Raw genomic sequence first — 21142 nt, 5'->3', positions numbered from 1 at the left:
CCTCCTTCTGTGGTGTGGGGTGCCGGGGCGGGAGCCGCCCCGGCAGGGTGGGCAGCGATCACTCCTGGGCGGCCAGGAGCTCGTCGATGATCTCGTCGCCGATGACATCGCGGTACTGCTCGTAGATCGAGGGCACGACGACGTCCTTGAAGGCCTGGCGCTCCTCGTCGGTCCACACGTTGATCTCGGAGGTGCCGTCGGCCTCGATGGTCTCCTTGGACTCCTGGTTCAGCGCCACGACGTTGTCGCGGTTGTAGGTCGAGGCCTCCTCGGCGGTCGTGACCAGGATCTCCTGCAGGTCCTCCGGGAGGCTGTCGAAGAACTCGGTGTTGACCACCAGGATGTAGCCGATGTAGCCGTGGTTGGACTCGGCGATGTTGGACTGCACCGTGTGCATCTTCTGCGACTCGATGTTGGAGTAGGTGTTCTCTCCGCCGTCGATGACGCCCTGCTGCAGCGCGGAGTAGACCTCGGCGAAGGCAATCGCCTCAGCGGAACCGCCCCAGGCCTCGATCTGGCTCTTGAGCACGTCGGAGGGCTGGATGCGGTACTTCTTGCCCTCCATGTCCGCGGGCTTCTGGGTCAGGTTGTTGGAGTGGATCTGCTTCATGCCCGAGTCCCACAGGCCCAGGACCTTCATGTTCTTGTCCTCGAGGTCCGGGTTGGCGAAGATCGCCTTGCCGACCTCGGTGTCCGGCGCGGCGACGCTGGGGATGTCGTCCGGGGTGTCGAACAGGAACGGCAGGTCGAGGACCTGCAGGGCCGGTGCGACGGTGGTGAACTTGGCCGAGGCCGGGGCCAGCATCTGGACCGAGTTCTGCTGGACGGCCTGCATCTCGTCCTTGTCGCCATAGAGCGAGGAGTTGGAGTAGACCTCGACATCGATCCGGCCGTCGGTGCGCTTCTCGAGCTCCTCCTCGAACCAGATCGCGGCCGTGCCCTTGGGGGTGGAGTCGGTGGTGACGTGGGAGAACTTCAGGGTGAAGGTCTCGCCGTCACCGCCGCTGGCGTCGCCGCCGTCACCGCTGTCGCCGCTGCGGGCACCGCCGCAGGCAGTGAGGGCCAGGGCCCCGATCGCGACGACTCCGGTGAGCGTGCGCAGGGAGCGCTTGGTCATGAGGATGTTCCTTTCATGGGGGGCCGCTCCGCCGTCGTTGGCGAAGGGTTGTTGCGCCGACGTCCGAGATGGAGCCGGTGGGTGTAGTGCTCGGGCAGGAAGTCTGAGACGGCCCATTCGACCGCGGCGCCGCTGGCATCGACATACAGGCGCTCGACGTGCAGGAGGGGGTGACCGACCTGGCACCCCAGGCGCTCCCGGTCAACCTCGGTGGCAGCCCGTGCGGTCATCAGCTGCTCGGCGCCGTTGAGCTGCACGCCCCGCGCCGTGAGGGCCCCGATGACCGTGGTCGTGGTGGTGGCGCCAGCTGCGCCGAACGTCGGCTCGCCCTCCAGCAGTTGACCGACCGACGGGGGGAGATAGACCGAGGTGTGACAGAAGACGGTCCCCTGGTGGCGACGCACGAAGCGCATCGCATACATCAGGCGGGAGGTGAGCCCCAGGTGCTGGGCAGCGTCGGACTCGAAGCCGCCCTCCAGCGGGTGGACCACCTCGAGCTCGGTGTCATCGGCCAGGCCGATCAGGTCGTCGACCGTCTCGAACGAGCGCTTGTAGCGCAGGTGGGACGGGGTGATGAAGGTGCCGCTGCCGGGCACCCGATAGACCAGACCCTCATTGACCAGGTCCAGGTAGGCGCGGCGGACGGTCTGCCGGCTCACCCCGAACTCCTCGCCGAGCTGACCGTCGGTCGGCAGCGGCTCCCCCTCGTCCCACTGTTGGTCGCGGATGGCGTCACGCAGATGGCCGGCGAGCCGGCGATACCCCGGCTCCTCCGTCCGGCGTGACGTGCGCGACATACTGTCTCCGTTGACTGCTGAGGGGGCGCATACTGGCGCCAGAGATGAACTGACCACCGTAGAATGGCAAAGGGCAGTACATTTCGTCAATGGCCTGTAGATAACGTTTTGGTCAAGGAGGGGATGGGTGGCGCGTTCGCACGGCCGGTCGGCGACCGTCTCGGTGATGTTGGGCGCCAGCGCGCTCACCACGCTGGGCGCCATCCCGCCCTTCCTGGTGGGTGCGCAGGCCGTGCTCATGCAGCGCGATCTGGGCTTCGGTCCCTCGGTGCTCGGCGTCGTGGTCAGCACCTTCTTTGCCGTCGCGGCACTGGGCACCATTTTTGGCGGAGGTCTGCTGGAGCGGTGGAGCCGGCGTCAGACTCAGCTCCTGGCCGGGGTGCTCGTGGCGGTTGGTGGCTTCGGCCTCGCCCTGGGCGTGCGGCACTGGGAGGTGCTGATCGCGGCGATGGCCGTGCTCGGCCTGGCCAACGCCGCCTGCCAGGGCACCTCGAACCAGGCGGTCGCCACCGCGCTGCCGCCCCACCGCCGAGGCATCGGGTTCGGCATCAAGCAGAGCGCGGTCCCCGCGGCCATCATGTTCGGCGGGCTGGCGGTGCCGACCATGACGGCGCTCTTCGGGTGGCGCAGCACCTTCCTGGTCACCGGGTCCCTCGGACTCGTCGTGATCGCGCTGGCGTTGCTGCACCAAGAGGAGGACGGCCAGCAGGGTCCGCGCGCCAACACACGCCCGGCACCGAGTGACCACGCCCCCCGCGGCCCGTTGCTGCTCTGTGGTCTGGCGATCACCTTTGCCAGTGCTGCCGCCAACTTCCTCGGCGCGTATCTGGCCAGTTGGGCCCACGATGTCGGGTTGACGGTCGGCCAGGCCGGCCTGCTCATGGCGGCGGGATCGGGCAGTTCGATCGCGATCCGCGTCTTCGCCGGGCACCGTGCGGACCGGCGTTTCGGAGGCAACCTGATCATCGTCGCCTCCCAGATGGCCGCCGGTGCGCTCTGTCTGCTGATGATCGGGCTGCTCGCGGTGCCCTGGGCGGTCGTGGTCTTCGGGTTCCTGTCCTTCGGGCTCGGTTGGTCCTGGCCCGGTCTTTTTCTGTATGCCGCGGCTCGCCTCGGGCGCGATGCCCCCACCAAGGCGTCCTCGGTCGTGCAGGCCGGCGCCTTCGTGGGGGGTGCGATCGGTCCGGTCAGCTTTGGGTTGCTGGTCTCGGCCGTCAGTTTCCAGGGGGCCTGGTTCGTGGCGGCCGGGTCCTTCGTCGTGGCCTGTGCACTCGTGCTCCTGGCACGGATCGGCTTCCGCCGGGACCTGGTGCGACGGCCCCCGGCCACCCCGTTCGGCTATGGCGGTGGGACACACGAGCCGAGGCATATCACCGGCAGCTGACCATCTGGAGGGTCACCGGCAGTTGACCATCTGGAGAGGCAAACTTGACCCTTCGTGGGCGTGCACTATGATGCGCGAACCGGGCGAGGTGGCTGGCCGGGCGAGATTTCGGGGTGCGGCGAGGACAACGAGGGGATTGTGACAGTGAGGGGAATGTTATGACGCAGGGCACCGTGCTGGTTGCCGACGATGACGACGACATCAGGGATCTCGTCGCCTTCAAGTTGGAGTCGGCGGGCTACGCCGTGGAGGCCACCTCCGACGGCGACCAGGCGTGGACCCGGGTCCAGGAGGTGCGGCCGGACCTGGCGATCCTCGACGTCATGATGCCCGGCCTGTCAGGTCTGGACGTGCTGCGCAGGATCCGCGCGGACGAAGCGTTGGCCAGCACCCGGGTCATCCTGCTGACAGCCAGGGCCAGGGAGGTCGACGTCGATGCCGGCTTCAGCACGGGCGCAGACGATTACGTCGTCAAACCGTTCAGCCCCCGGGAGTTGATCCACCGGGTGGCCGCTCTGCTCGGCGGTGGGCCACGCCGGTGACCCAGGTCCACCTCCAACCCTGGATCCTGCAGCTCGCCCTGTGGCTGATGCTCGGCGTCGCCGTGGTGTTGCTGCTGATCATCGCGTTCGCGCGGCTCACGCGCCGCCGCCGGACCCGGCGACAGTCCGGAGAGTTGCGCACGCTGCGCCGCGACATCCTCGAGGTGGCCTCCGGTGACGACGAGGAGGGCGCCGCCCGACGCCGGCTGGACACGCTGCCGCCGCGCCTGTTCCGCGCGGTCCTGCCGACCCTGATTGGCCTGCTGTCCAAGGTCCGGGGCGCTCCGGCCAGGGCCATCGTCACCATCCTCATCGCCCACGGTGCCGTCACCCTCGCCCTCAACGACCTGACCGCACGGTCTGGCACCCGCCGCGCCCAGTCCGCCTGGATGCTCGGGCTGATGCGTCGCGACCGGTCGGTGCACCGGGTCATTCCCCTGCTGGAGGACCGGGACCGCGGCGCCGCCGTCACCGCTGCACGGTCCCTGGGCATGCTCGGCGACCCCAGGGCGGCGAGCCCGTTGGTGGAGGCACTGCAGCCTGGGGCCCGGGGGCGCGGTGGGCTGCCGTCCTGGGTCGTGGTCGAGGCCCTCGTCGGACTCGGCCCGGGGGCTGCGACGGAGATCGGCGATGCGCTCCACCGCGAGGACCCGACGACCCGCGCCGCCGCAGCCCTCGCCCTGGGGCTCGGTCAGCACGTCTCCCAGTTGCCGCGGGTGCGCGAGTTGGTGGAGCACGAGCGGTCACCAGACGTCCTCGCGGCTGCGGCGGAGGCGATTGGCCAACTGGGCTCACTGCAGGACGTGGACGCGCTGACCCGGCTCAGCGGTGTTGATTTTCCCCGGGCCGTGCGCTCGGCGGCACTGCGCTCACTCGGTGAGATCGGCGGCGCACCGGCGCGCGACGTGCTGTCCGGTCTGCTGGCGGACGAGGACCCGCGCATCGGTGATCTTGCCGCCGAGCAACTCTGCCAGCAGGGCACGCCCGGTCTGGAGGTCCTGCGCGGACTCGCTCAGGGTGCGGGAGCGCAGGGCGCCTCAGCCCGCTATGGCCTGATGGTCGACAGTCTGCGCCGCGACCGACCGCTCGAGATGGCGTGAGGGCATGACTCTCGATCCACTCCGCACCGGCGTCGAGGCCGTCTTCGGCGTCATCGCCCTGCCCATCCTCATCTACTTCCTGGTGATCAATTCCTCCTACCTGATCCTGATCGTGCTGTCCGCGCTGGAGTTTCGGCGGTCCGTGCGACGACTGCCGCACGCCGGTCGGGACGAGCTGCTCGGTTCCGGTCTGGTGCCGGGCGTCAGCGTGGTGACACCGATGCACAACGAGGAGGCTGGCATCCGCGAGGCCGTGCGCGCCATGCTGTCCCTGCACTATCCGCAGCACGAGGTCGTCGTGGTGGACGACGGCAGCACGGACGGCGGTTTCGAGGCCCTGCGCACGGCCTTTGACCTGGTCGAGGTGCCGCGCAGGATGGCTCAGGACCTGACGGTGCGCGAGCAGGCCACCTCGGTGCACGTGCCCCGCGACGGTCGCACGCGCCTGACCGTCGTGCGCAAGGCCAACTCGGGGCGGTCGGACTCGATCAATGTCGGCGTCAACTTCGCCACCGAGGATCTGGTCGTCTTCGTCGACTCCGACTCCATCCTGGACGCGGACGCTCTGCTGGCCATCGCCCGTCCCTTCGCCGACGACCCAGTGCGCACGGTCGCCGCCGGCGGGGTGATCCGGGTGGTCAACGACTGCGTGGTGCACAGTGGCCGGGTCATCAGGGTGCGGATGCCGCGGCGCTTCCTGCCACGGGTCCAGGTGGTCGAATACCTGCGGGCCTTCCACCTCGGCCGCTCCGGGTGGTCCCGGCTCAAGGCGCTGATCCTGATCAGTGGGGCCTTTGGCATCTTCCGGCGCGATGTTCTCGTCGAGGTCGGCGGTTTGGACCCCGACAGCATCGGGGAGGACTTCGAGCTGGTGATGCGCGTGCACCGGCACATGCGCAGACAGCGTCGCGACTATGCCGTGAAGTTCATCCAGGAGCCGATCTGCTGGACAGAGGTTCCAGAGACGGCCGGGGTGCTGCGCAAACAACGCGCCCGGTGGCACCGCGGCCTCTGGGAGACACTGTGGGCCTACCGCGGGATGACGTTCAATCCGCGCTATGGCCGGGTCGGGCTGATTGCCGTGCCCTACTACTGGTTCTTTGAGCTCTTCGCGCCGCTCCTCGAGCTGTTCGGGCTGATCCTCGTGGTGGCCGGCTGGTTGCTCGGGGTGGTCGACGTCGGTTACTTCCTGCTGTTCATGGCAGTTGCCTATGCCTACGCGATCCTGGTGACCCTTGCCGCGATGACGGTGGAGGAGCTCAGTTTCCACAAGTATCCCCGGTGGCGGGACCTGCTGACCACCCTGTGGGTGGCCGTGCTCGAGAACGTCGGCTACCGGCAGCTGACCGCGGTCTGGCGCCTGGAAGGCTGGTGGCACAGCCTGATCGGTCGCAAACAGGAGTGGGGCACGATGACGCGCACGGGGTTTGCGACGAACCAGAGCTCAGGGGAGGGCCAGTGAGTCCCCGGGACACCGTCCGACGGGTGCTGCGACGGCTCGTGCTCGTCCTGTCGGTCATCATTCTGGGGATGACCGCTCTCTCGCTGGTCTCTGTGCTGCTGATCCAGCAGGAGGTCCGGCAGGTCACTCGTGAGATCACGCCGATGGTGGATGACAGCAATCTGATGCGGATCAATGTCACCGACGCGCAGACCAGCTTTCAGGGTTTCCTCGTCACCCGGGACCAGGGGTTCCTCGACAGCTATACCCGACACCGCGCCGCCTTCACCGAGAGCCATGACTCCTTCCAGGAACGCTCGGCCATGATCGGCAAGCCCGAGGTGGCGGCGGACTTCGACGCGGCCAGCACCGAGTGGTTTGAGCTGGCCGAGGCGGAGATCGCGCGGGTGCAGGCCGGGGCTGAGCCCTCGCTCGTGGACTCGGTGGACGCCTTCGACGTGGTCACCGACGCTCATGCGGCACTGGTCACGGACATGTCGGACATCCGACAGGAACGTCGCGACAGATACACCCAGTTGATGAGTGGTTTGGCACTCGCCACCGGACTGGTTGGCCTGGGGGGCCTCCTCATCACCCGCGGCCAGAGCGGTCTGGCACTGCGGCGGCTGGCACGACCGTTGCAGGACCTGGAGTCGGTCGTGAGCCGCCACCGCCAGGGCTCGGTGGACGTGCGTGCTGACACCACGGCAGGGGCCACCGAGGTCGTCGCCGTCGCCACCGCTTTCAACGAGCTGGCCGACGAGAACGCCGAGCTGGAGCGGGCCAGGGTGCGACAGCTCGAGCTCTACCGCGCGACCATCAAGGTGGCCAGCCAGTTGTCGTCCGCCCCCGAGGAGTGGGACCGGGCCTGCGTGACGATCCGGGATGGTTTGGGGGTCGACCGTCTGTCGTTGCACGAGGTGACGCGACACGAGCACGCCAGCCTGCTGACCGCATCACCCCACGGCTCGCTGTTGGACGGCGTGCCGGGAGAGGACCTGGCGGCCGCCCTGGAGCACGGCAGGGTTCTGGCTAACCATCCTGAGCAGGTGGCCACGGGTGTGCCTGCGTCACTGGCTGCCGCCGCGGAGCGACATGGCGTCGCGTCGTGGGTGCTGCTGCCGCTGGCCGTCCCCGACAACATGTTCGGTGTCCTGTGTGTGGCGCGGTGGGAGCCCTATCGGTGGCCGGGTGGTGAGCTGGACGCCCTGGACCGGTTCGCCGGCTATCTGACGACCGCTCTGGCGGTGCGCCGGATGATGACCTCGATGTATGACCTGGACCGGCAGAAGAGCGACTTTATGGCCACCACGAGCCACGAGCTGCGCACTCCGCTGACCTCGATGGCTGGCTATCTGGAGCTCCTCGAGGATGGTGACTTCGGACCGCTCAACGAGCGGCAGGCTCAGGCGCTGGGCGTCGTCTCCCGCAACGCCGGACGGTTGCGTGCGCTCATCGACGACCTGCTGCTCCTGAACCGGCTGGACAGCGGCCAGGCCAGCATGCACCGCCGTCCGGTCGAGGTCCACGAGGTGATCTCGCGGGTGGTGGAGTCCATGCACCCGGTGGCACGCAACGCCCAGGTCGACCTGCGCGTGGGGGAGGTCGCCCAGCCGGCGCCGGTGCGTGCTGACCGGGACCAGTTGGAGCGTGCGCTGGGCAATGTGGTCAGCAACGCGATCAAGTTCACCAACATCGGGGGACAGGTGCGACTGAGTGCGACAGTCGAGGAGGACTTGGTGCTGCTGGAATGCACCGACACCGGCATGGGCATCCCCGAGGCGGACCTCGCGGGCCTGTTCACCCAGTTCTATCGCGCCAGCAACGCCCAGCAGGGCCAGGTGCAGGGCACCGGGCTGGGACTGGCCATCGTCCGCAAGATCGCGGAGTCGCACGGAGGGTCCGTCGAGCTGGCTTCCCAGGAAGGCGTGGGCACCACGGTGACCCTGAGCCTGCCACTGCTTGACCCGGCCACACCCGAGGAGCCCGCTGACGGTTAGTGCCGCAGGGAGAAGTTGCGACTGCTCGGCGTCCCGTCCTGGCCGGTCACCCAGACGATGAAGATCTTCCCCTCCTGGGGCGCGGCCAGTTGCACCTGATAATCGGCACTCTCCAGGCCCGCATCGAGGCCGGTCCGCTGGCCGTAGTCGTCGGAGAAGACACTCACCGGTGAGGTGGCCTGATGCACCTTGCCATGAGTGTCGACATACTTCACGCGCACGCTGGACCCGGCGAGGTTGTAGCCAGCCAGCCACAGGACATTCCGATCCGGGGCCAGAGCGGCATTGGTCACCACCGGAGCGCTGCCGTGCGTCGTGAGCGCATCGGCCAGCATGGCGCCGCCCACCTGGCAGGTGTAGAAGGGATCCCACATGAACGAGATGTTCTTGGCGGTGAACCGGCCGACGGCCTGCACCTGCTGGTCCAACCGGTTCTTGGTGGTCTGCCCGCGCTCGCCGGTGCCACAACCCTGAGCGCCCGGTGTGTCTTGCGGCGTCATCCCCTCGACGTTCGCCCACAGGGTGGCACCGGTGCCCTCCAGCCCCGCCCGGGCAGCGCTGAACGACTCACTGACCGACAGCAGATAGTTCTGCCCCCAGGTGCCACCGCCCACGAGCTTGGCGGCCGGTCCGTCGACCGGTGCCTTGGCCTGGTTGACGTGAAAGGCGCCGCCCTTGCCGGTGCCCATGCCGTCCTGGAGGGCGACCGTCAGTGGCACGCCGGAGGCCGTCTGGGCAATGGCCTGTGCGCCGGCCTGCGTCCGGGAGGCAAGCTGGTCAGCGCTGAGTCCCTCGTTGGCGGAGCGACGATTGTCGAGGTAGGGCGACACGAGCGCACTCTTGCCGGGGAAGACCCGCGCAATCGCCTGGTTCTGCAGTCGATACAGGTCCAGCACAGGCTGCCAGACGTCCGGGTCGCCAGCCACCGGCATCTCGGTGTGGTGATAGAAGCCGGCCAGTGCCGCGGTGGTGCCCCGCGACTTGTGCTCTCGCAGGAACCGGTCGGTGAACTGGGCGAAGGTGTGCTGATAACTCGGGTCCGGCAACCACGGGACATCCGCGCGCTTCTGCACCGACGGCATCCCGATGTATGCCGTCACCCCGGCCTGGTCTGCTGCCCTCAGCAGGGAGGTGGTGCGGTCGGCAGCCGTCGCCGGCCCGCCGTGAATGGCCACCAGGTCATAGGTCCCGTTCTCCGACGTGCACCCGGTGCCCTGGGTCGGGATGAGCAGGAGGGTGAACCGTTGCCCCTTGCTGCTGAGTGCCCGGTCCTGCGGGCAGCGCAGGGCCCCCTTGGCGAGGTGGCTGTGGTTGGCGAACGTGAAGACCTGGTCGATCGTCCCGAGCTGGCGCATCGTGGCGGCGCAGGGCTTGCCACCGATCAGACAGGCAGCGAAGGCTGGGTCGAGCTCGTCGCCGGTGCGGATGCGGTCCTTCGCGTCCAGGGAGCCGCTGCGCAGCGTCGAGCCAAAGGTGATCACGGTGTCTCCACCCGCCTCCTGGATCTGGCGCAGGGTCTCGGCGTTCTCGGCGTCGGTCGTGCCGGGCGAGACGAAGAAGCCGCTGATCGGGTGCGCGACTCCTGGGGGAGCAGCAGGGGTCGCGTCGGCCGAGGCTGCCTGGGCCGGGGTGGGAGCCGTGAGGCCAGCCAGAGCAGGCACGGTCACCAGGGCGAGCGCAACGATCAGGGCAGCGCGCAGCACACACCGGTGGAGCATGGGGCGAGACCTCCAGGGGCATCGGAGAGTCGGTCTGTCAGGGGCAAACGGTCCGACTCACCGTAAGTCGTGTGCCTGAACGGTGACTGTGGTCTGTGCGGCGAGTCCCCGAACCGGTGGTGACGCTCAGGCTGTCCCGCTGATCGGGAGGATGTCGCCCACCCCGGCCGCACCGGAATCACGCAAGCCAGCCAGGCGGCATACGCCCGGTCTCAGGCCTCGTGGGGGATCCGGGCGCCGTCGCCGTCAAAGACGAGCTCCTCCTCGGGGTGGACCCTCAGGCGCAGCCGCTGCTCGACCTGCACCTGCTGCCGCTTGTCCAGGCGCACGATCAGGTGGCCGCCGGGGACCGTGACGCCATCGCTGACAATCGGGGTGACAAAGGCATAGGTCTCCGAGCCCAGCCGCTCCAGACGCTGCACGGTGACCTCGAGCTCGTCCTGTGCGCCCCGACTGCCAGCGCTCACGATGTCAAACCCCTCGGGGCGCAGGCCGACCGTCACCGGCCCCGTGATGTCCTTGGTGCGCAACCGGATCCGCAGCGTGGGAGCGATGAGGGCCTCCCCACCGTGGACGCTGACCCCGTCGAGGAAGTTGATGGCCGGCGACCCGATGAAGCCGGCGACGAAGGTGTTGACCGGGTTCTCATAGAGCTCGGTCGGGGTGCCGACCTGCTGCAGCAGGCCGTCGCGCAGCACACAGACCCGGTCGCCCATCGTCATCGCCTCGGTCTGGTCGTGGGTGACATAGACCGTGGTGATGCCCAGCCGCTCCTGCAGGTCGGCGATCTGGCCACGGGTGGAGACCCGCAACTTGGCGTCCAGGTTCGACAGCGGCTCGTCCATGCAGAAGACCTTGGGCTGACGCACGATTGCGCGGCCCATCGCAACGCGTTGCCGCTGACCGCCGGACATGCGGGCCGGCCGCCGATCCAGCAGGTCCTCCAGCTGCAGGATGCGGGCGGCCTCGGCCACCCGCCGGGTGATCTCAGCACGGGCAACTCCGGTGTTGCGCAACGCAAAAGCCATGTTCTCGCCGGCCGTCATGTTGGGATACAGCGCATAGCTCTGGAAGACCATCGCCACATCCCGGTCCCGGGCGCGTGTCTCGGTGACGTCCTGCCCGTCGATGCGGATGCTGCCGCTGGTGACCGGCTCCAACCCGGCCAGCATGCGCAGCGAGGTGGACTTGCCGCAGCCGGAGGGTCCGACCACCACGAGGAACTCGCCGTCGGCGACCTCCAGCTCCAGTGCGTCGACCGCTGCGCGCTCGCTGCCGGGGAAGGTGCGGGTCGCTCGGTCAAAGGTCACAGTGGCCATGGGGGTTCCTCGTGGTGGTGGTCGGGTTGGGCGGGCTCAGAGCTGGGGGTTGACGTCCCGCTCGATGACCTCCTCGGTCTCCTCCTGCAGCTCGGTGAAGACCGTGGTGACGTCTTCGCCGCCGGTGGTGATCCGGTCCAGGGCGGCGCCGATGCGGGCACCGCCACCGGGCACGAACACGCGGGCGTAGTCCTGCGGCGCGATCTCGGCGAGCTGCTCGACGGCCGTGCGGAAGTTCGGGTTCTCCTCCAGGTAGGCCTGCACCTCCTCGGACTCCACGGCGTCCTTGCGGACCGGCATGTAGCCCGTGCCCTGGCTGAAGGTTGCGGTGTTCTCCGCGTTGGTGAGGTAGGCGATGAAGTCCATCGCCGCCGCCTTGCGCTCATCGGGGATGTCGTTGGAGATCGCCACGCCCGCGCCACCGGTGGTGGTGCGCGGCGAGGGGCCGGGGAAGAAGGCGGTCGCCAGGTCGAAGGTGGCGGTCTCGGTCAGCCCACCGAGCGAGCCGGTCGACTGCAGCAGGGCCGCGGCCTGACCGGCGGCGAAGTCGCTGTTGGCGTCGGTCGCGACGGCGATGTTGCCGGCCTCCACCTGCTCCTGGAGGAACTCACCGGCCGCGATGGTCTCGGGGGCGGTGAGGTTCACGTCCCACTCCGAGGAGTAGGAGCCGCCGAAGGTCCACAGCATCCCCTGGAAGTGCCAGTCCAGGTAATCGCTGCCGTTGGGCAGCACCAGGGCGGGCAGCCCGTCGTTGGCCTCGGTGAGCTGGGGCGCCCACTCGGCGAACTCCTCCCAGGTCTCCGGGCCGCGGTCGGGCAGGCCGGCGGCGGACCACATGTCCTTGTTGTAGTAGACGATTGGGGTCGAGCGGGCGTAGGGCATCGCGAAGTGCTCGTCCTCGTGGAGGTAGTCCTCGCGCAGGGAGTCGACGTAGTTCTCGCTGTCCACCTCCTGGGACTCCCACAGCTCGTCGACCGGGGTGATCGCGTTGTTGAGCATCATCGGGAACCAGGTGACGTCCGAGGCGACGACGACGTCCGGCAACTCGCCCCCGGCCTGGGCGGCGTCGAAACGGTTGGCGACCTCCTCGTAGTTGGCGCCGGCCGTGACCAGCTCGACGGTGATCCCCGTCTCCTCCTCGTAGTCGGCGATGATCGCCTCCTCGATTTCCTTGGATCCGCCGGGGTGGTTGGACCAGAAGGTGATGCTCTCGACGGCCTCGCCGCCTCCGGTCTCGCTGTCGGCGTCATCGCCCGCTTCGGCGTTGCCGGTGCCGGCGCAGGAGGCGAGCAGGGTGGCGCTGAGCGCCACCGAGATCAGGGTCAGGGATCTGCGGGTGCTGCGACTCATGGTGTCTCCTTCGTGGGTGGTGCAGGGGGTGTTCGGGTATGCCGTGTGGTCGGGTTGGGCGTGAACGCCTGGGTCGTCTGCTTTAGCCCTTCACCGCCCCGGCGGTCAGGCCCTTGATCATGTGGCGCTGCAGGAGCAGGAAGACGATGAGGATCGGCAGCATGGTCAGCACCGTCCCGGCCATGACCGGACCCCAGTTGGTGAAGCCCTCGGCGTCCTGGAGCTGGGTCAGGCCAACCGGCAGGGGCGCGGTGTCCGAGCCCTCGGCGATGAGCAGCGGCCACAGATACTGGTTCCACTCGTTGACGATGGTGATGAGCGTGAACGCGATGACGGTCGGCCAGGACATCGGCAGCACGACCCGCCAGAGCATGGTGAACGGGCCGGCGTGGTCCATCTCGGCGGCCTCGACGATCTCTTTGGGGAGAGAGACAAAGTGGTTGCGCAGCAGGAAGGTGCCGAAGGCCACCCCTGCGAGGGGGACGATGATCCCGATGAAGCTGTTGCGCCAGCCCAGCTGGCTGACCAGGGCGTAGTTGCTGATCCAGGTGATCTGGTTGGGCACCATGAGTGCGGCGATGATGAGCAGCAGGACGAGGGTCCGCCCCGGAAAGCGCAGGAAGGACAGCGCAAAGGCGGAGAGCACGCCCAGCACCACCTGCACGATGGTCAGCACCCCGGTGATGAGGACCGAGTTGCGCAGGAAGGTGAGGAAGGGCACACCCTGCCGAACACCGTCGTAGTTTTCCAGGGTGACCGGGTTCGGGACCCAGGTCACCGGCACGGTGTAGATGTCCGGCCGCTCCTTGAGGGAGGTGGCCACGATCCAGTAGAGCGGCAACGCGATCACCAGCACGACTAGGAGCATGGCCAGGTAGCCACCCAGCAGAGGGAGCAGGTGACGGCGCTCGTGCGGTGCCACCTCGGCATACGTGCTCACTTCTCCCGCCCCCGCTCCATGACCCAGACCTGGACCAGGGTGACGACCAGCAGGGCGACGAACATGATCGAGGCGACGGTCGCGCCGTAGCCGGCGCGCCGGTTGGTGTAGGTCTCCTGATAGATCTGGTAGACCATCGTCGTCGTGGCGTTGCCGTACGGGCCGCCGCGGGTCATCGTGTGGATCACGTCGAAGACCTGAAAACTGTTGAGCAACACGGTGATCAGCAGGAAGAAGGTGGCCGGGCGCAGCTGTGGCCAGACGACCTGGCGGAACCGGGTCCAGCCGGAGGCGGCATCGATCTCGGCGGCCTCGTCCAGGTCGCGGCGCCGACCCTGGAGGGCCGCGAGGTAGATCACGAAGGTGTAGCCGAGGTTCTTCCAGATGTAGGTCAAAGTCACCATGAACAGCGCCCACCCGGATGACTGATAGAAGTTCGGTGGCGTGATGCCGATCGTGGTGAGCAAGTCCGGCACCAACCCGAAGGTGGGGGTGAAGATGAACTGGAAGGCGACCCCGACCGCGGCCCCAGAGAGCACGAACGGGGCGAACACCAGCGAGCGCACCGCGCCCCGGCCGAACAGCTTCTGGTCCAGCAGCAGGGCCAGGGACAGGCCCAGTGCCATCGACCCGATCACCGCGACGCTGGTGAAGATGAGCGTGTTCCACAGCACTGTGCGGCTGTCGTCACTGGTAAACCACTCGACGTAGTTGTCCCACCCGAGGAAGGTGGAGGTCGGGCTGCCGAGGTTCCACTGGAAGAAGCTGAGCCGGATGTTGTCGATCAGTGGGCGGTAGGTGAAGACGATCAGCAGCACGAGGTTGGGCAGGAGCAGCGCCGCTGCCAGCAGCGTGTGCCGGCGGTTCCACCGGCCGGTCCTGGTCTGTCCCACGAGCCGGAGTGTGCTGTGCTGGAGTGAATCTCGGGCGACGCGCAGGTGGCGTGGTGCTGTTGATCGTGGTGCGCACTCATGAACACCACGGAGCGTCGAAAAAGGTCGAGATCTGTCCTCTACTGTCCGTAGCGTTTCTGTCATGACGACAACGAACCACGACATCACGCCGTTCACGCTGCACGTGCCCGAGCAGTCCCTGACCGAACTGACCACTCGCCTGCAGCAGACCCGGTGGCCGGTCGAGGACGCTGGCACCGGGTGGGACCACGGGGTCCCGGTCGGCTATGCCAAGGAGCTGGCGACCTACTGGGCCGGTGACTTCGACTGGCGGGCGCAGGAGCAGCGGATCAACTCCTTCCCCCAGTTCACCACGCCGATCGACGGTCACGACACCCACTTTTTCCACGTCCGTTCCGAGCACGAGGGCGCGACCCCCTTGCTGCTGCTCCACGGGTGGCCCGGCGCTCCCACCGAGTTCCTCCCGATGGTCGCGGCGCTGGTCGACCCGGTCAGCCACGGGGGCGAGGCCGCAGACGCCTTCGACGTCGTGATCGCGACGATCCCAGGCTTCGGGATCTCCGGTCCGGCGATCGGCTGGAACACCGACCGGGCCGCGGGCGCGATGGTCACCCTGATGGCCAGGCTCGGCTATGACCGCTATGTCGTCCACGGCTATGACACCGGCTCGCTGATCGGCCGGACCATCGGTCTGATCGACGCAGAGCACGTGGTCGGACTGCACCTCACGGACGTCCTCGGCGGCCCGGAGGTGACGATGGAGACCGCCAACCCAGGCGACCCCCGTGAGGTCCGCGCCGCCGAGCGTGCGATGCGCTATGAGTGGGAGCTCGGCGGCTATGCCATGGTGCAGTCGACGCGCCCGCAGACTCTCGGCCTGGCGCTCACCGACTCGCCAGTCGGGCTCCTGACCTGGTTGGTCGAGCGCTTCCATGACTGGTCAGCGGCAGATGAGAGCCCCGAGGAGGTCCTGAGCCGCGACGAGATGCTCACCACTGTCAGCATCTATTGGCACTTCGCCACGATCTGGTCCTCGATGCGTTACTACAAGGAGGGCGCGACCGACTGGGGCGCCGAGCCGGAGACGTCCCGGACCCCGCTGGCCATCGCGGCGATGCCACAAGACCTCGGCTCCGCGGTGCCACGGACCGTGGAGGCTGCCAACAACCTGGTCCGCTGGGAGGAGCTCGCGCAGGGTGGGCACTTTGCTGGCTGGGAACAGCCGGACCTCATGGTTGCTGACCTGCGGGCCGCGGTTCGCGTCCTGGCCAGCGCCAACGGCAGCTAGTCGCGGAAGAGCCGGTCGACGTGGCGGTGCAGCAGGGACCGGAGGGTCTCCTCGGGGAAGAGGTGCTTGGTGGCCATGCCGTCCAGGACGAGACCGTCCAGCAGGGCGACCAGTGTCAGCGCCTCGAGGTGGGTGTCGACATCCGCCTTGAGCTCGCCGTTGCGCCTGGCTGCCTCGAGGGCACGCTGCAGTCCGTCCACCAGCTCCGTTGCGGCCCGCTGGTGGGTGTCGGCAAGGTCGGGGTCGTTCAGCGTGGCGTGCACGAACGCCAGGAAGACGTTGGTCTCGCGTCGGCGCTGGGGGTCCAGAGGCAGGATCGCCTCGCCGAGACCGAGCACGACCTCCCTGATCGGTGGTTCCTGGGGGACCTGGTTGATGCGATCGCGCGTGCGCTGATAGACGTAGTCGAAGCCGAACCGCAGCAGCTCGTTCTTGTTGGTGAAGTAACGCTGGACCAGGCCCACCGAGACGCCAGCTGTGTCGGCCACCTGGCGCAGGGTGGTCCGCGTCAGGCCACGCTCGGCGACCACCTCCATCAGGGCGTCTCCCACCTGTCGCTTCCGGTCGGCGGCATCGTGATGTCTGGTCATGGCACGAAGTTACCTAGCCGTTCTGGGGTGGCCGGCTTCTGTCCTGCGTGCGGTGCACTCACGAGCGTCTGTCGAGCCGGGGCATCTCGAGCTGGGCAGGGCCCTCTCTGAGAGTGCATGCCTTCACGTCACCCAGGAGGCTCAGCGAGACCTTGACCTCGATGCGGTGCGGACCCTCGGGCCCGGGCAGGTCGGTCGGCAGTCGCACAGTCGTGGACAAGGCGTGCTTGGTGTCCACGAGCCGGCCACCCACGAACAATCTGACGGTGGTCGAGATGGGGCCGGAGTTCTCCACCACGACCGCGACGGCATGACCGCGGTGATCGAGCGCGAACTGGCTCTCTCCGGAGAAGAGTTCGTCCATCAGCAGGTCTTCGAGCACGGGGTGTCCTCTCGTGGAGTGGCCGACCGCTTCGGTCAGGCGCTCTGGTGGGTGGTGTCGGAGGTGCGGGTGCTGTCGTCGGAGCCGTTCCTGGCCTGGATCAGTGACCAGGCGGTGTCGATGGCGAAGACCACACACCACGCTCGACTGATCCACATGGCGGGCTCGCTGCCGAAGGACAGGGGATCGGGCACCTCCTGGGTGAGCAGGGCCACGGGCCACGATGCGCCCATGACCAGCAGGATGAGTTGCCCGAGCACGAACGCCGCCAGGTGGACGAACCACCACTTCAGTTTCTGTCTCATGCATAAATAGTATGGACATATTTTATGGGTAGCAACGGGTTTTCTCCCCTGCAGGGTCAGCCGTTCACGTTCCGCGCCTGCGCGGGCGACCTGTCAGGTCTGGTCGGGGAGCGCGAACGCGAGGCGTTGGTCGGCCGGCCAGACGTAGGTGTCATCGCAGCGGTAACCACGCAACCAGGGCACTCCGTCGACGACGCGCAGGTAGAAGCCCTTGGGGTGCTCCACATCGTCGCTCACGGGGGCGGAGGCGATGTGGATCGCGCCGGTGGGCGCTCGACCGGCGGATAGCACGGAGTCGGGTGCGCCAGTTTGGTCCAGCAGGGCCAGGCGCAGCCAGGGGCCAGTGATCAGTGGGCACAGGTGCAGTCCCTGCGCCCGGGCGGCTGCGTAGACCCGGGACTGGACATCACCCTCTGGGAGCCCGAGCTCGGCCACGGTGCGCTCCACGATGCGCAGGGTCCGCTCCCTCGGAGCGTCAAACTCCGGCCCCGCCAGGAGCGTCTCGGCGTGGGTGTTGAGTTGCACGCCCGCCTGCTGCAGGTTCCGGACGATGTCGGCGCGTGTCAGTCCGCCGACCTGGATCGTGATCGTCTCTGTCTCGGCGGCGCTGTGCATGAGTCCCAGTCTCTCGCACAGCACTCCACTAGGGTTGGTTCGGAAGCGACGAGGGGAAGCTCGACGTGTGGTCGAAGTGGCGGGGCAAGCGACAGCTGCCCAGGACCGAGCCGGGGGACGGCAGCGCGCTGCAGCCGCACCGTCCCTGGCAGATGCTGAGCCGCTCGGTCTTTCACATCGAGCTAGCCGACGAGGACGGCGTCGCGCGTGACTACGCGGCTGACGTCAGGTACTTCAGCGCGGACGGCACGGTCGACTTCTATGTGGACGGGCGGCAGGAGTTGGTGTCCGAGCAGCCCACCGCGTTCCCGGTGCCCGGCGGGGTTGTCGAGGTCTCGGTCGGGTCCACCGGACTCAGGCGGATACACCTGGTGCCAGACGACGGTGGCCAGGAGCACACCCTGACGCCGGTCCGGCACAGCGCCGAGTACTGGCGCGCGGTGACTGACCATCGATTCCCTGTTCTCAGCAAGTGGATCGGCCGAGTGGCCAGCGTGATCCTGCTGCTTGGGTTAGTGCTCTTTGGGCCACAACTGCTCGAGGCGCTGACCCAGTGGGAGGTGGTGGGGGACAGGTTCGGCACCTACACCTCACCGATCTCGTTGCCTGGCTGGGCCAACACCAGCCTGCTCGTCGCCGGCACCGCGGCATCACTTGAGCGTGCGCTCACGCTGCGCAGTCACTGGCTGATTGATCTCAAGCCCTGGTGGCTCGGGTGAGCCGTGCGCGTCGCAAGAGCTCAAGGGGTCGGTCGCCCGGTGTTACAGATCAAGAACCAAGGAAAGTCCTTCGTCAACGCGCTGCATCTCCTGAAGGGTGAGATAGCCAGCGCGCTCGGCGAGACAGTTCAGGTCGACGGTGGCGATCTGGTCGCACATCACGAGGGTGCGCTGACCGGCGACCTCGACCTCGGGTCGGAAAGTGGTCTGTCGAGCGCTGGTGCTGGTGAAGGCGACGATCCAGGTGCTGAGGGTGAGCCAGTCCGGGTGCAGGACCACGGCATACCGGCGGCCCTGCTGCTCGTGGCCCTTGCCGCGGGCGGGCAGCCGGTGGACCTCACCCCTCATGGCGTCCCTTGTAGCGCGGTCCGGTCCTCCTGGATCGCCTCGATCTCCGCGCGATCCTGGGGGTCGTCCTTGATATCACGGCTGTAGGTTCTCGCGCGATCTGTCATCGGTGCGGCGCTGTGACCTGTGGGTTGACAAGAAGCTCGCACGCCCGCGTTCTCACTATCTTGTCCAAATCCTCAGGCACGAGCGTTCCGTTGGACGCCCGCGTCCCAGATGCCCAAAGCGGACGGGCCTTACGGGACAGGCCGCGGCGTGCCGGTGCAAGATCGCCTCCTGACGCGCGGGTCACCGTGGGTGGTTCGTTCTGGATAGTTCGGACCGCTCGGCGCAAAGTCGGCCACCGCGCACTGTTAGAGAGCCCTCGCAAAGGGCTAATGAGCATGAGACACCCTCTTGCTCAGAGTTCTCGTCCCAACAACGCTGCCGGGGCGCCGTCATCGCGGCTATATCCCTCGTCGCGCACGGCGACGGCACACCCTCCACCTATCGCTCGTCGACGCTGTCGGCGCTGGCCGGCCTCGCGACTATCGCCAGCGTTCTGATATAGTAGGACCCCCCCAATCTCAGGTGAGAGTGGTGGTGAACGCCTTCTCGTGGGCCTCTCCGCTCTCTGCCCACTTCATGAGGACCCGCACGTTGGCGCAGCCCCCGAACGGGGAAGCACGTCCAGCCGTGCTTGGACCCATCGGTGAGGTCACCGACCGTAACCCAGCCGTCGCCGTCGGTCTCGGCCTCCAGGTGGATGTCGCTGTCGTCGTCGACGCATTCGACCTTGAAACGGCGGTCCTCGGCAATCGCGTCGCCCCGGTTACTCCGATCCCCTCGTGACGTCTACCAGAGCCTTCAGGCTAGATGTTCTGCACGAATCCTAACAGCGGGTAGGGCAAGCCTCCGAGAATTAGACCCAACCCGATTGCGGTCACCGAGCGCCGACCCCACAGGGCGCCGGCGACTACGGTTGGCGCCCCAATTACTAACGAGATCCAGAACAGTAGCGGTGAGAGAAGGAGTGTGACGACAAATGTCACATAGAGCCACGGACTAGTAAAAGGGCTTCCCTCCCTCTTTCTAAGCTCCTGAGAAAGCATGTAAGACCCACTCTCACAGAATTAGGGGGTGACGGCTGTATAGCGATAGTTGAGGAGGTAGCTACAGTCACCATCTCCACCACCCTTGTTCATGCTGTAATCCCAACTCCAGGTTCCGTTCGTGTATCCGCGGAAGATTGTTTGCCTATGAAACGTCTGCGTGTCCAGGAAAGGGTTGCAGAAAACGAGGTTGGTGAACCAGCCGGTGGTGTCTGTGTAGTAACTTCCATTGATTGCGGAGTAATCCGTCCGCGACCAACCTGATGGCGTATACTAGCCCCATCGATGGTTATGACTTTCTCCACCGCTCGAGTTCCATGTGTGCTCAGAGGTAGTAGAAGAAACGTCGATCTGGATGGGGTCCTCGATATAGGCCTTCAGTTTACCAAACCAAGTGGCATTTGGATGAAACCCGCCCGACAAGTGCTCGGAATCGACCCGCGTGCCATCTGTCGGGGTTAGCGTATCCAGAACAGATTGAGGTGCGCGATCAAGCGGATACGATGCTGTTGCCATTAATCTCTCGCATGTATCGGGATCGAACGATATCTCGGAACCCACCGTTATGGTTGGATCACCCGCTTTGCCGCTTGCTCCTCCGCTGGCGGTAAGATCACATGATCCATCAGATAGTAGATCCGTCGTTTCTCGGCTCAATGTTGCCCCTGGCATGCTCTCAGGATCGAAAGTATAGTGAATTACGCCGGATTCATCAATGTAGGTCTTGTCAACATTCGGCAACACCTCCCCTCCTGAGAACGCCGGTGGCCCGCTGACGAGGGCGCTCACAACGAGCGCGAGGCTCGCGACTCCCAGTGCTGGAAGCGCCTTAAACTGAGACTTTTCCCGCATGGCCCGAACTCCGTTCCGGCACCCGTTGTGTTCGTGAGCACGTCGCGCCCACCTTTGGCGGGTCACCTCAACAGTCAGACTCCCATCAAGCTCCCTCGCTGTCAATGGTCCGCCGAGACTCATCGTCACCGGACCGCAGGTCTGAACGCTCTGCCCCACTTTCGACCAACAACGTGCCGGGCCACTGTTGAAGCCCATCATCGACGACTGGGGTGACGAGCTGCAGTTGCTCCGAGACTGACCGGCAGCGACCATGGCTTCCGCCGCAGCAGTTTGCGTTGGGTCAGCGGCTTCCTTGGGCTTGCGCGGTTCTGATGGCGAGACTGAGGC

At 67.0% G+C, this 21142-nt stretch carries 20 protein-coding genes; 7 read left to right on the top strand and 13 right to left on the bottom strand.

Annotated elements, in window-relative coordinates; translation table 11 throughout:
* Window positions 1-58: 58 nt before the first annotated feature.
* Together NF556_RS19525 and NF556_RS19520 are read right to left on the bottom strand one after the other, a co-directional pair.
* Window positions 59-1117 carry a DctP family TRAP transporter solute-binding subunit gene (locus NF556_RS19525; protein WP_252592854.1) on the bottom strand — a complete coding sequence of 353 codons (1059 nt, stop codon included), beginning with the start codon at window positions 1115-1117 and terminating at the stop codon, window positions 59-61.
* The gene (locus NF556_RS19520) at window positions 1114-1914 is read right to left on the bottom strand and encodes a GntR family transcriptional regulator (RefSeq protein ID WP_252592853.1); all 801 of its coding nucleotides are present in this window, start codon (window positions 1912-1914) and stop codon (window positions 1114-1116) included. The genes NF556_RS19525 and NF556_RS19520 overlap by 4 nt, the downstream gene beginning before the upstream one ends.
* Window positions 1915-2041: 127 nt before the next feature.
* On the opposite strand from NF556_RS19520, the gene NF556_RS19515 reads away from it, so the two are divergent.
* The 5 genes from NF556_RS19515 to NF556_RS19495 all read left to right on the top strand — a co-directional run bounded on the left by NF556_RS19515 (window position 2042) and on the right by NF556_RS19495 (window position 8381).
* Window positions 2042-3298, top strand: coding sequence for an MFS transporter (locus NF556_RS19515; RefSeq protein ID WP_252592852.1), 1257 nt, complete (start codon window positions 2042-2044; stop codon window positions 3296-3298).
* 158 nt (window positions 3299-3456) lie between these two features.
* Window positions 3457-3840 (top strand): response regulator, encoded by a 384-nt coding sequence (locus tag NF556_RS19510; protein ID WP_252592851.1) that lies wholly within the window; start codon window positions 3457-3459, stop codon window positions 3838-3840.
* Window positions 3837-4940 carry a HEAT repeat domain-containing protein gene (locus tag NF556_RS19505; protein ID WP_252592850.1) on the top strand — a complete coding sequence of 368 codons (1104 nt, stop codon included), beginning with the start codon at window positions 3837-3839 and terminating at the stop codon, window positions 4938-4940. The genes NF556_RS19510 and NF556_RS19505 overlap by 4 nt, the downstream gene beginning before the upstream one ends.
* 4 nt (window positions 4941-4944) lie before the next feature.
* A complete protein-coding gene (locus NF556_RS19500) occupies window positions 4945-6402 on the top strand; it encodes a glycosyltransferase family 2 protein (RefSeq protein ID WP_252592849.1) in 1458 nt (485 codons plus the stop codon).
* Window positions 6399-8381: an ATP-binding protein gene (locus NF556_RS19495; protein ID WP_252592848.1), complete on the top strand. Its 1983-nt coding sequence runs from the start codon at window positions 6399-6401 to the stop codon at window positions 8379-8381. Before NF556_RS19500 ends, NF556_RS19495 begins: the two co-directional genes overlap by 4 nt.
* Here the strand turns inward: NF556_RS19495 and NF556_RS19490 are convergent.
* The 5 genes from NF556_RS19490 to NF556_RS19470 all read right to left on the bottom strand — a co-directional run bounded on the left by NF556_RS19490 (window position 8378) and on the right by NF556_RS19470 (window position 14601).
* Complete coding sequence (locus NF556_RS19490) at window positions 8378-10099, bottom strand: hypothetical protein (protein ID WP_252592847.1); 1722 nt, start codon at window positions 10097-10099, stop codon at window positions 8378-8380. The genes NF556_RS19495 and NF556_RS19490 overlap by 4 nt on opposite strands.
* 212 nt (window positions 10100-10311) lie before the next feature.
* Entirely contained in the window at window positions 10312-11418 is a 1107-nt protein-coding gene (locus NF556_RS19485; protein WP_252592846.1) for an ABC transporter ATP-binding protein, read from the bottom strand.
* A gap of 36 nt (window positions 11419-11454) precedes the next feature.
* Window positions 11455-12768 carry an ABC transporter substrate-binding protein gene (locus NF556_RS19480; RefSeq protein ID WP_252592845.1) on the bottom strand — a complete coding sequence of 438 codons (1314 nt, stop codon included), beginning with the start codon at window positions 12766-12768 and terminating at the stop codon, window positions 11455-11457.
* 82 nt (window positions 12769-12850) lie between these two features.
* Window positions 12851-13708: a carbohydrate ABC transporter permease gene (locus tag NF556_RS19475; RefSeq protein ID WP_252592844.1), complete on the bottom strand. Its 858-nt coding sequence runs from the start codon at window positions 13706-13708 to the stop codon at window positions 12851-12853.
* The gene (locus NF556_RS19470) at window positions 13705-14601 is read right to left on the bottom strand and encodes a carbohydrate ABC transporter permease (protein ID WP_252592843.1); all 897 of its coding nucleotides are present in this window, start codon (window positions 14599-14601) and stop codon (window positions 13705-13707) included. Before NF556_RS19470 ends, NF556_RS19475 begins: the two co-directional genes overlap by 4 nt.
* A 142-nt stretch (window positions 14602-14743) precedes the next feature.
* Here NF556_RS19470 and NF556_RS19465 point away from each other — a divergent pair, with 142 nt between their 5' ends.
* Window positions 14744-15910 (top strand): epoxide hydrolase family protein, encoded by a 1167-nt coding sequence (locus NF556_RS19465; RefSeq protein ID WP_252592842.1) that lies wholly within the window; start codon window positions 14744-14746, stop codon window positions 15908-15910.
* Here the strand turns inward: NF556_RS19465 and NF556_RS19460 are convergent.
* The 4 genes from NF556_RS19460 to NF556_RS19445 form a co-directional block, all read right to left on the bottom strand.
* Window positions 15907-16500, bottom strand: coding sequence for a TetR/AcrR family transcriptional regulator (locus NF556_RS19460; protein WP_252592841.1), 594 nt, complete (start codon window positions 16498-16500; stop codon window positions 15907-15909). The genes NF556_RS19465 and NF556_RS19460 overlap by 4 nt on opposite strands.
* Window positions 16501-16558: 58 nt before the next feature.
* Entirely contained in the window at window positions 16559-16882 is a 324-nt protein-coding gene (locus NF556_RS19455; RefSeq protein WP_252592840.1) for a hypothetical protein, read from the bottom strand.
* A gap of 35 nt (window positions 16883-16917) precedes the next feature.
* On the bottom strand, window positions 16918-17187 hold the full coding sequence (locus tag NF556_RS19450) for a hypothetical protein (protein ID WP_252592839.1): 270 nt from the start codon (window positions 17185-17187) through the stop codon (window positions 16918-16920).
* Between the two features lie 93 nt (window positions 17188-17280).
* Window positions 17281-17802, bottom strand: a complete 522-nt coding sequence (locus NF556_RS19445) for a hypothetical protein (RefSeq protein WP_252592838.1) — start codon at window positions 17800-17802, stop codon at window positions 17281-17283.
* A 65-nt stretch (window positions 17803-17867) separates the two neighbouring features.
* On the opposite strand from NF556_RS19445, the gene NF556_RS19440 reads away from it, so the two are divergent.
* Entirely contained in the window at window positions 17868-18521 is a 654-nt protein-coding gene (locus NF556_RS19440; RefSeq protein WP_252592837.1) for a hypothetical protein, read from the top strand.
* 42 nt (window positions 18522-18563) lie between these two features.
* Here the strand turns inward: NF556_RS19440 and NF556_RS19435 are convergent, their stop codons facing one another.
* Window positions 18564-18869 (bottom strand): type II toxin-antitoxin system PemK/MazF family toxin, encoded by a 306-nt coding sequence (locus tag NF556_RS19435; protein ID WP_252592836.1) that lies wholly within the window; start codon window positions 18867-18869, stop codon window positions 18564-18566.
* Between the two features lie 1364 nt (window positions 18870-20233).
* Window positions 20234-20749, bottom strand: coding sequence for a hypothetical protein (locus tag NF556_RS19430; protein WP_252592835.1), 516 nt, complete (start codon window positions 20747-20749; stop codon window positions 20234-20236).
* Window positions 20750-21142: the final 393 nt, after the last annotated feature.

This window comes from Ornithinimicrobium faecis (assembly GCF_023923225.1).
GTDB lineage: Bacteria > Actinomycetota > Actinomycetes > Actinomycetales > Dermatophilaceae > Ornithinicoccus > Ornithinicoccus faecis.
Note: the sequence above shows the minus strand (reverse complement) of the source record. Positions and strands in the feature narration are given on the sequence as shown.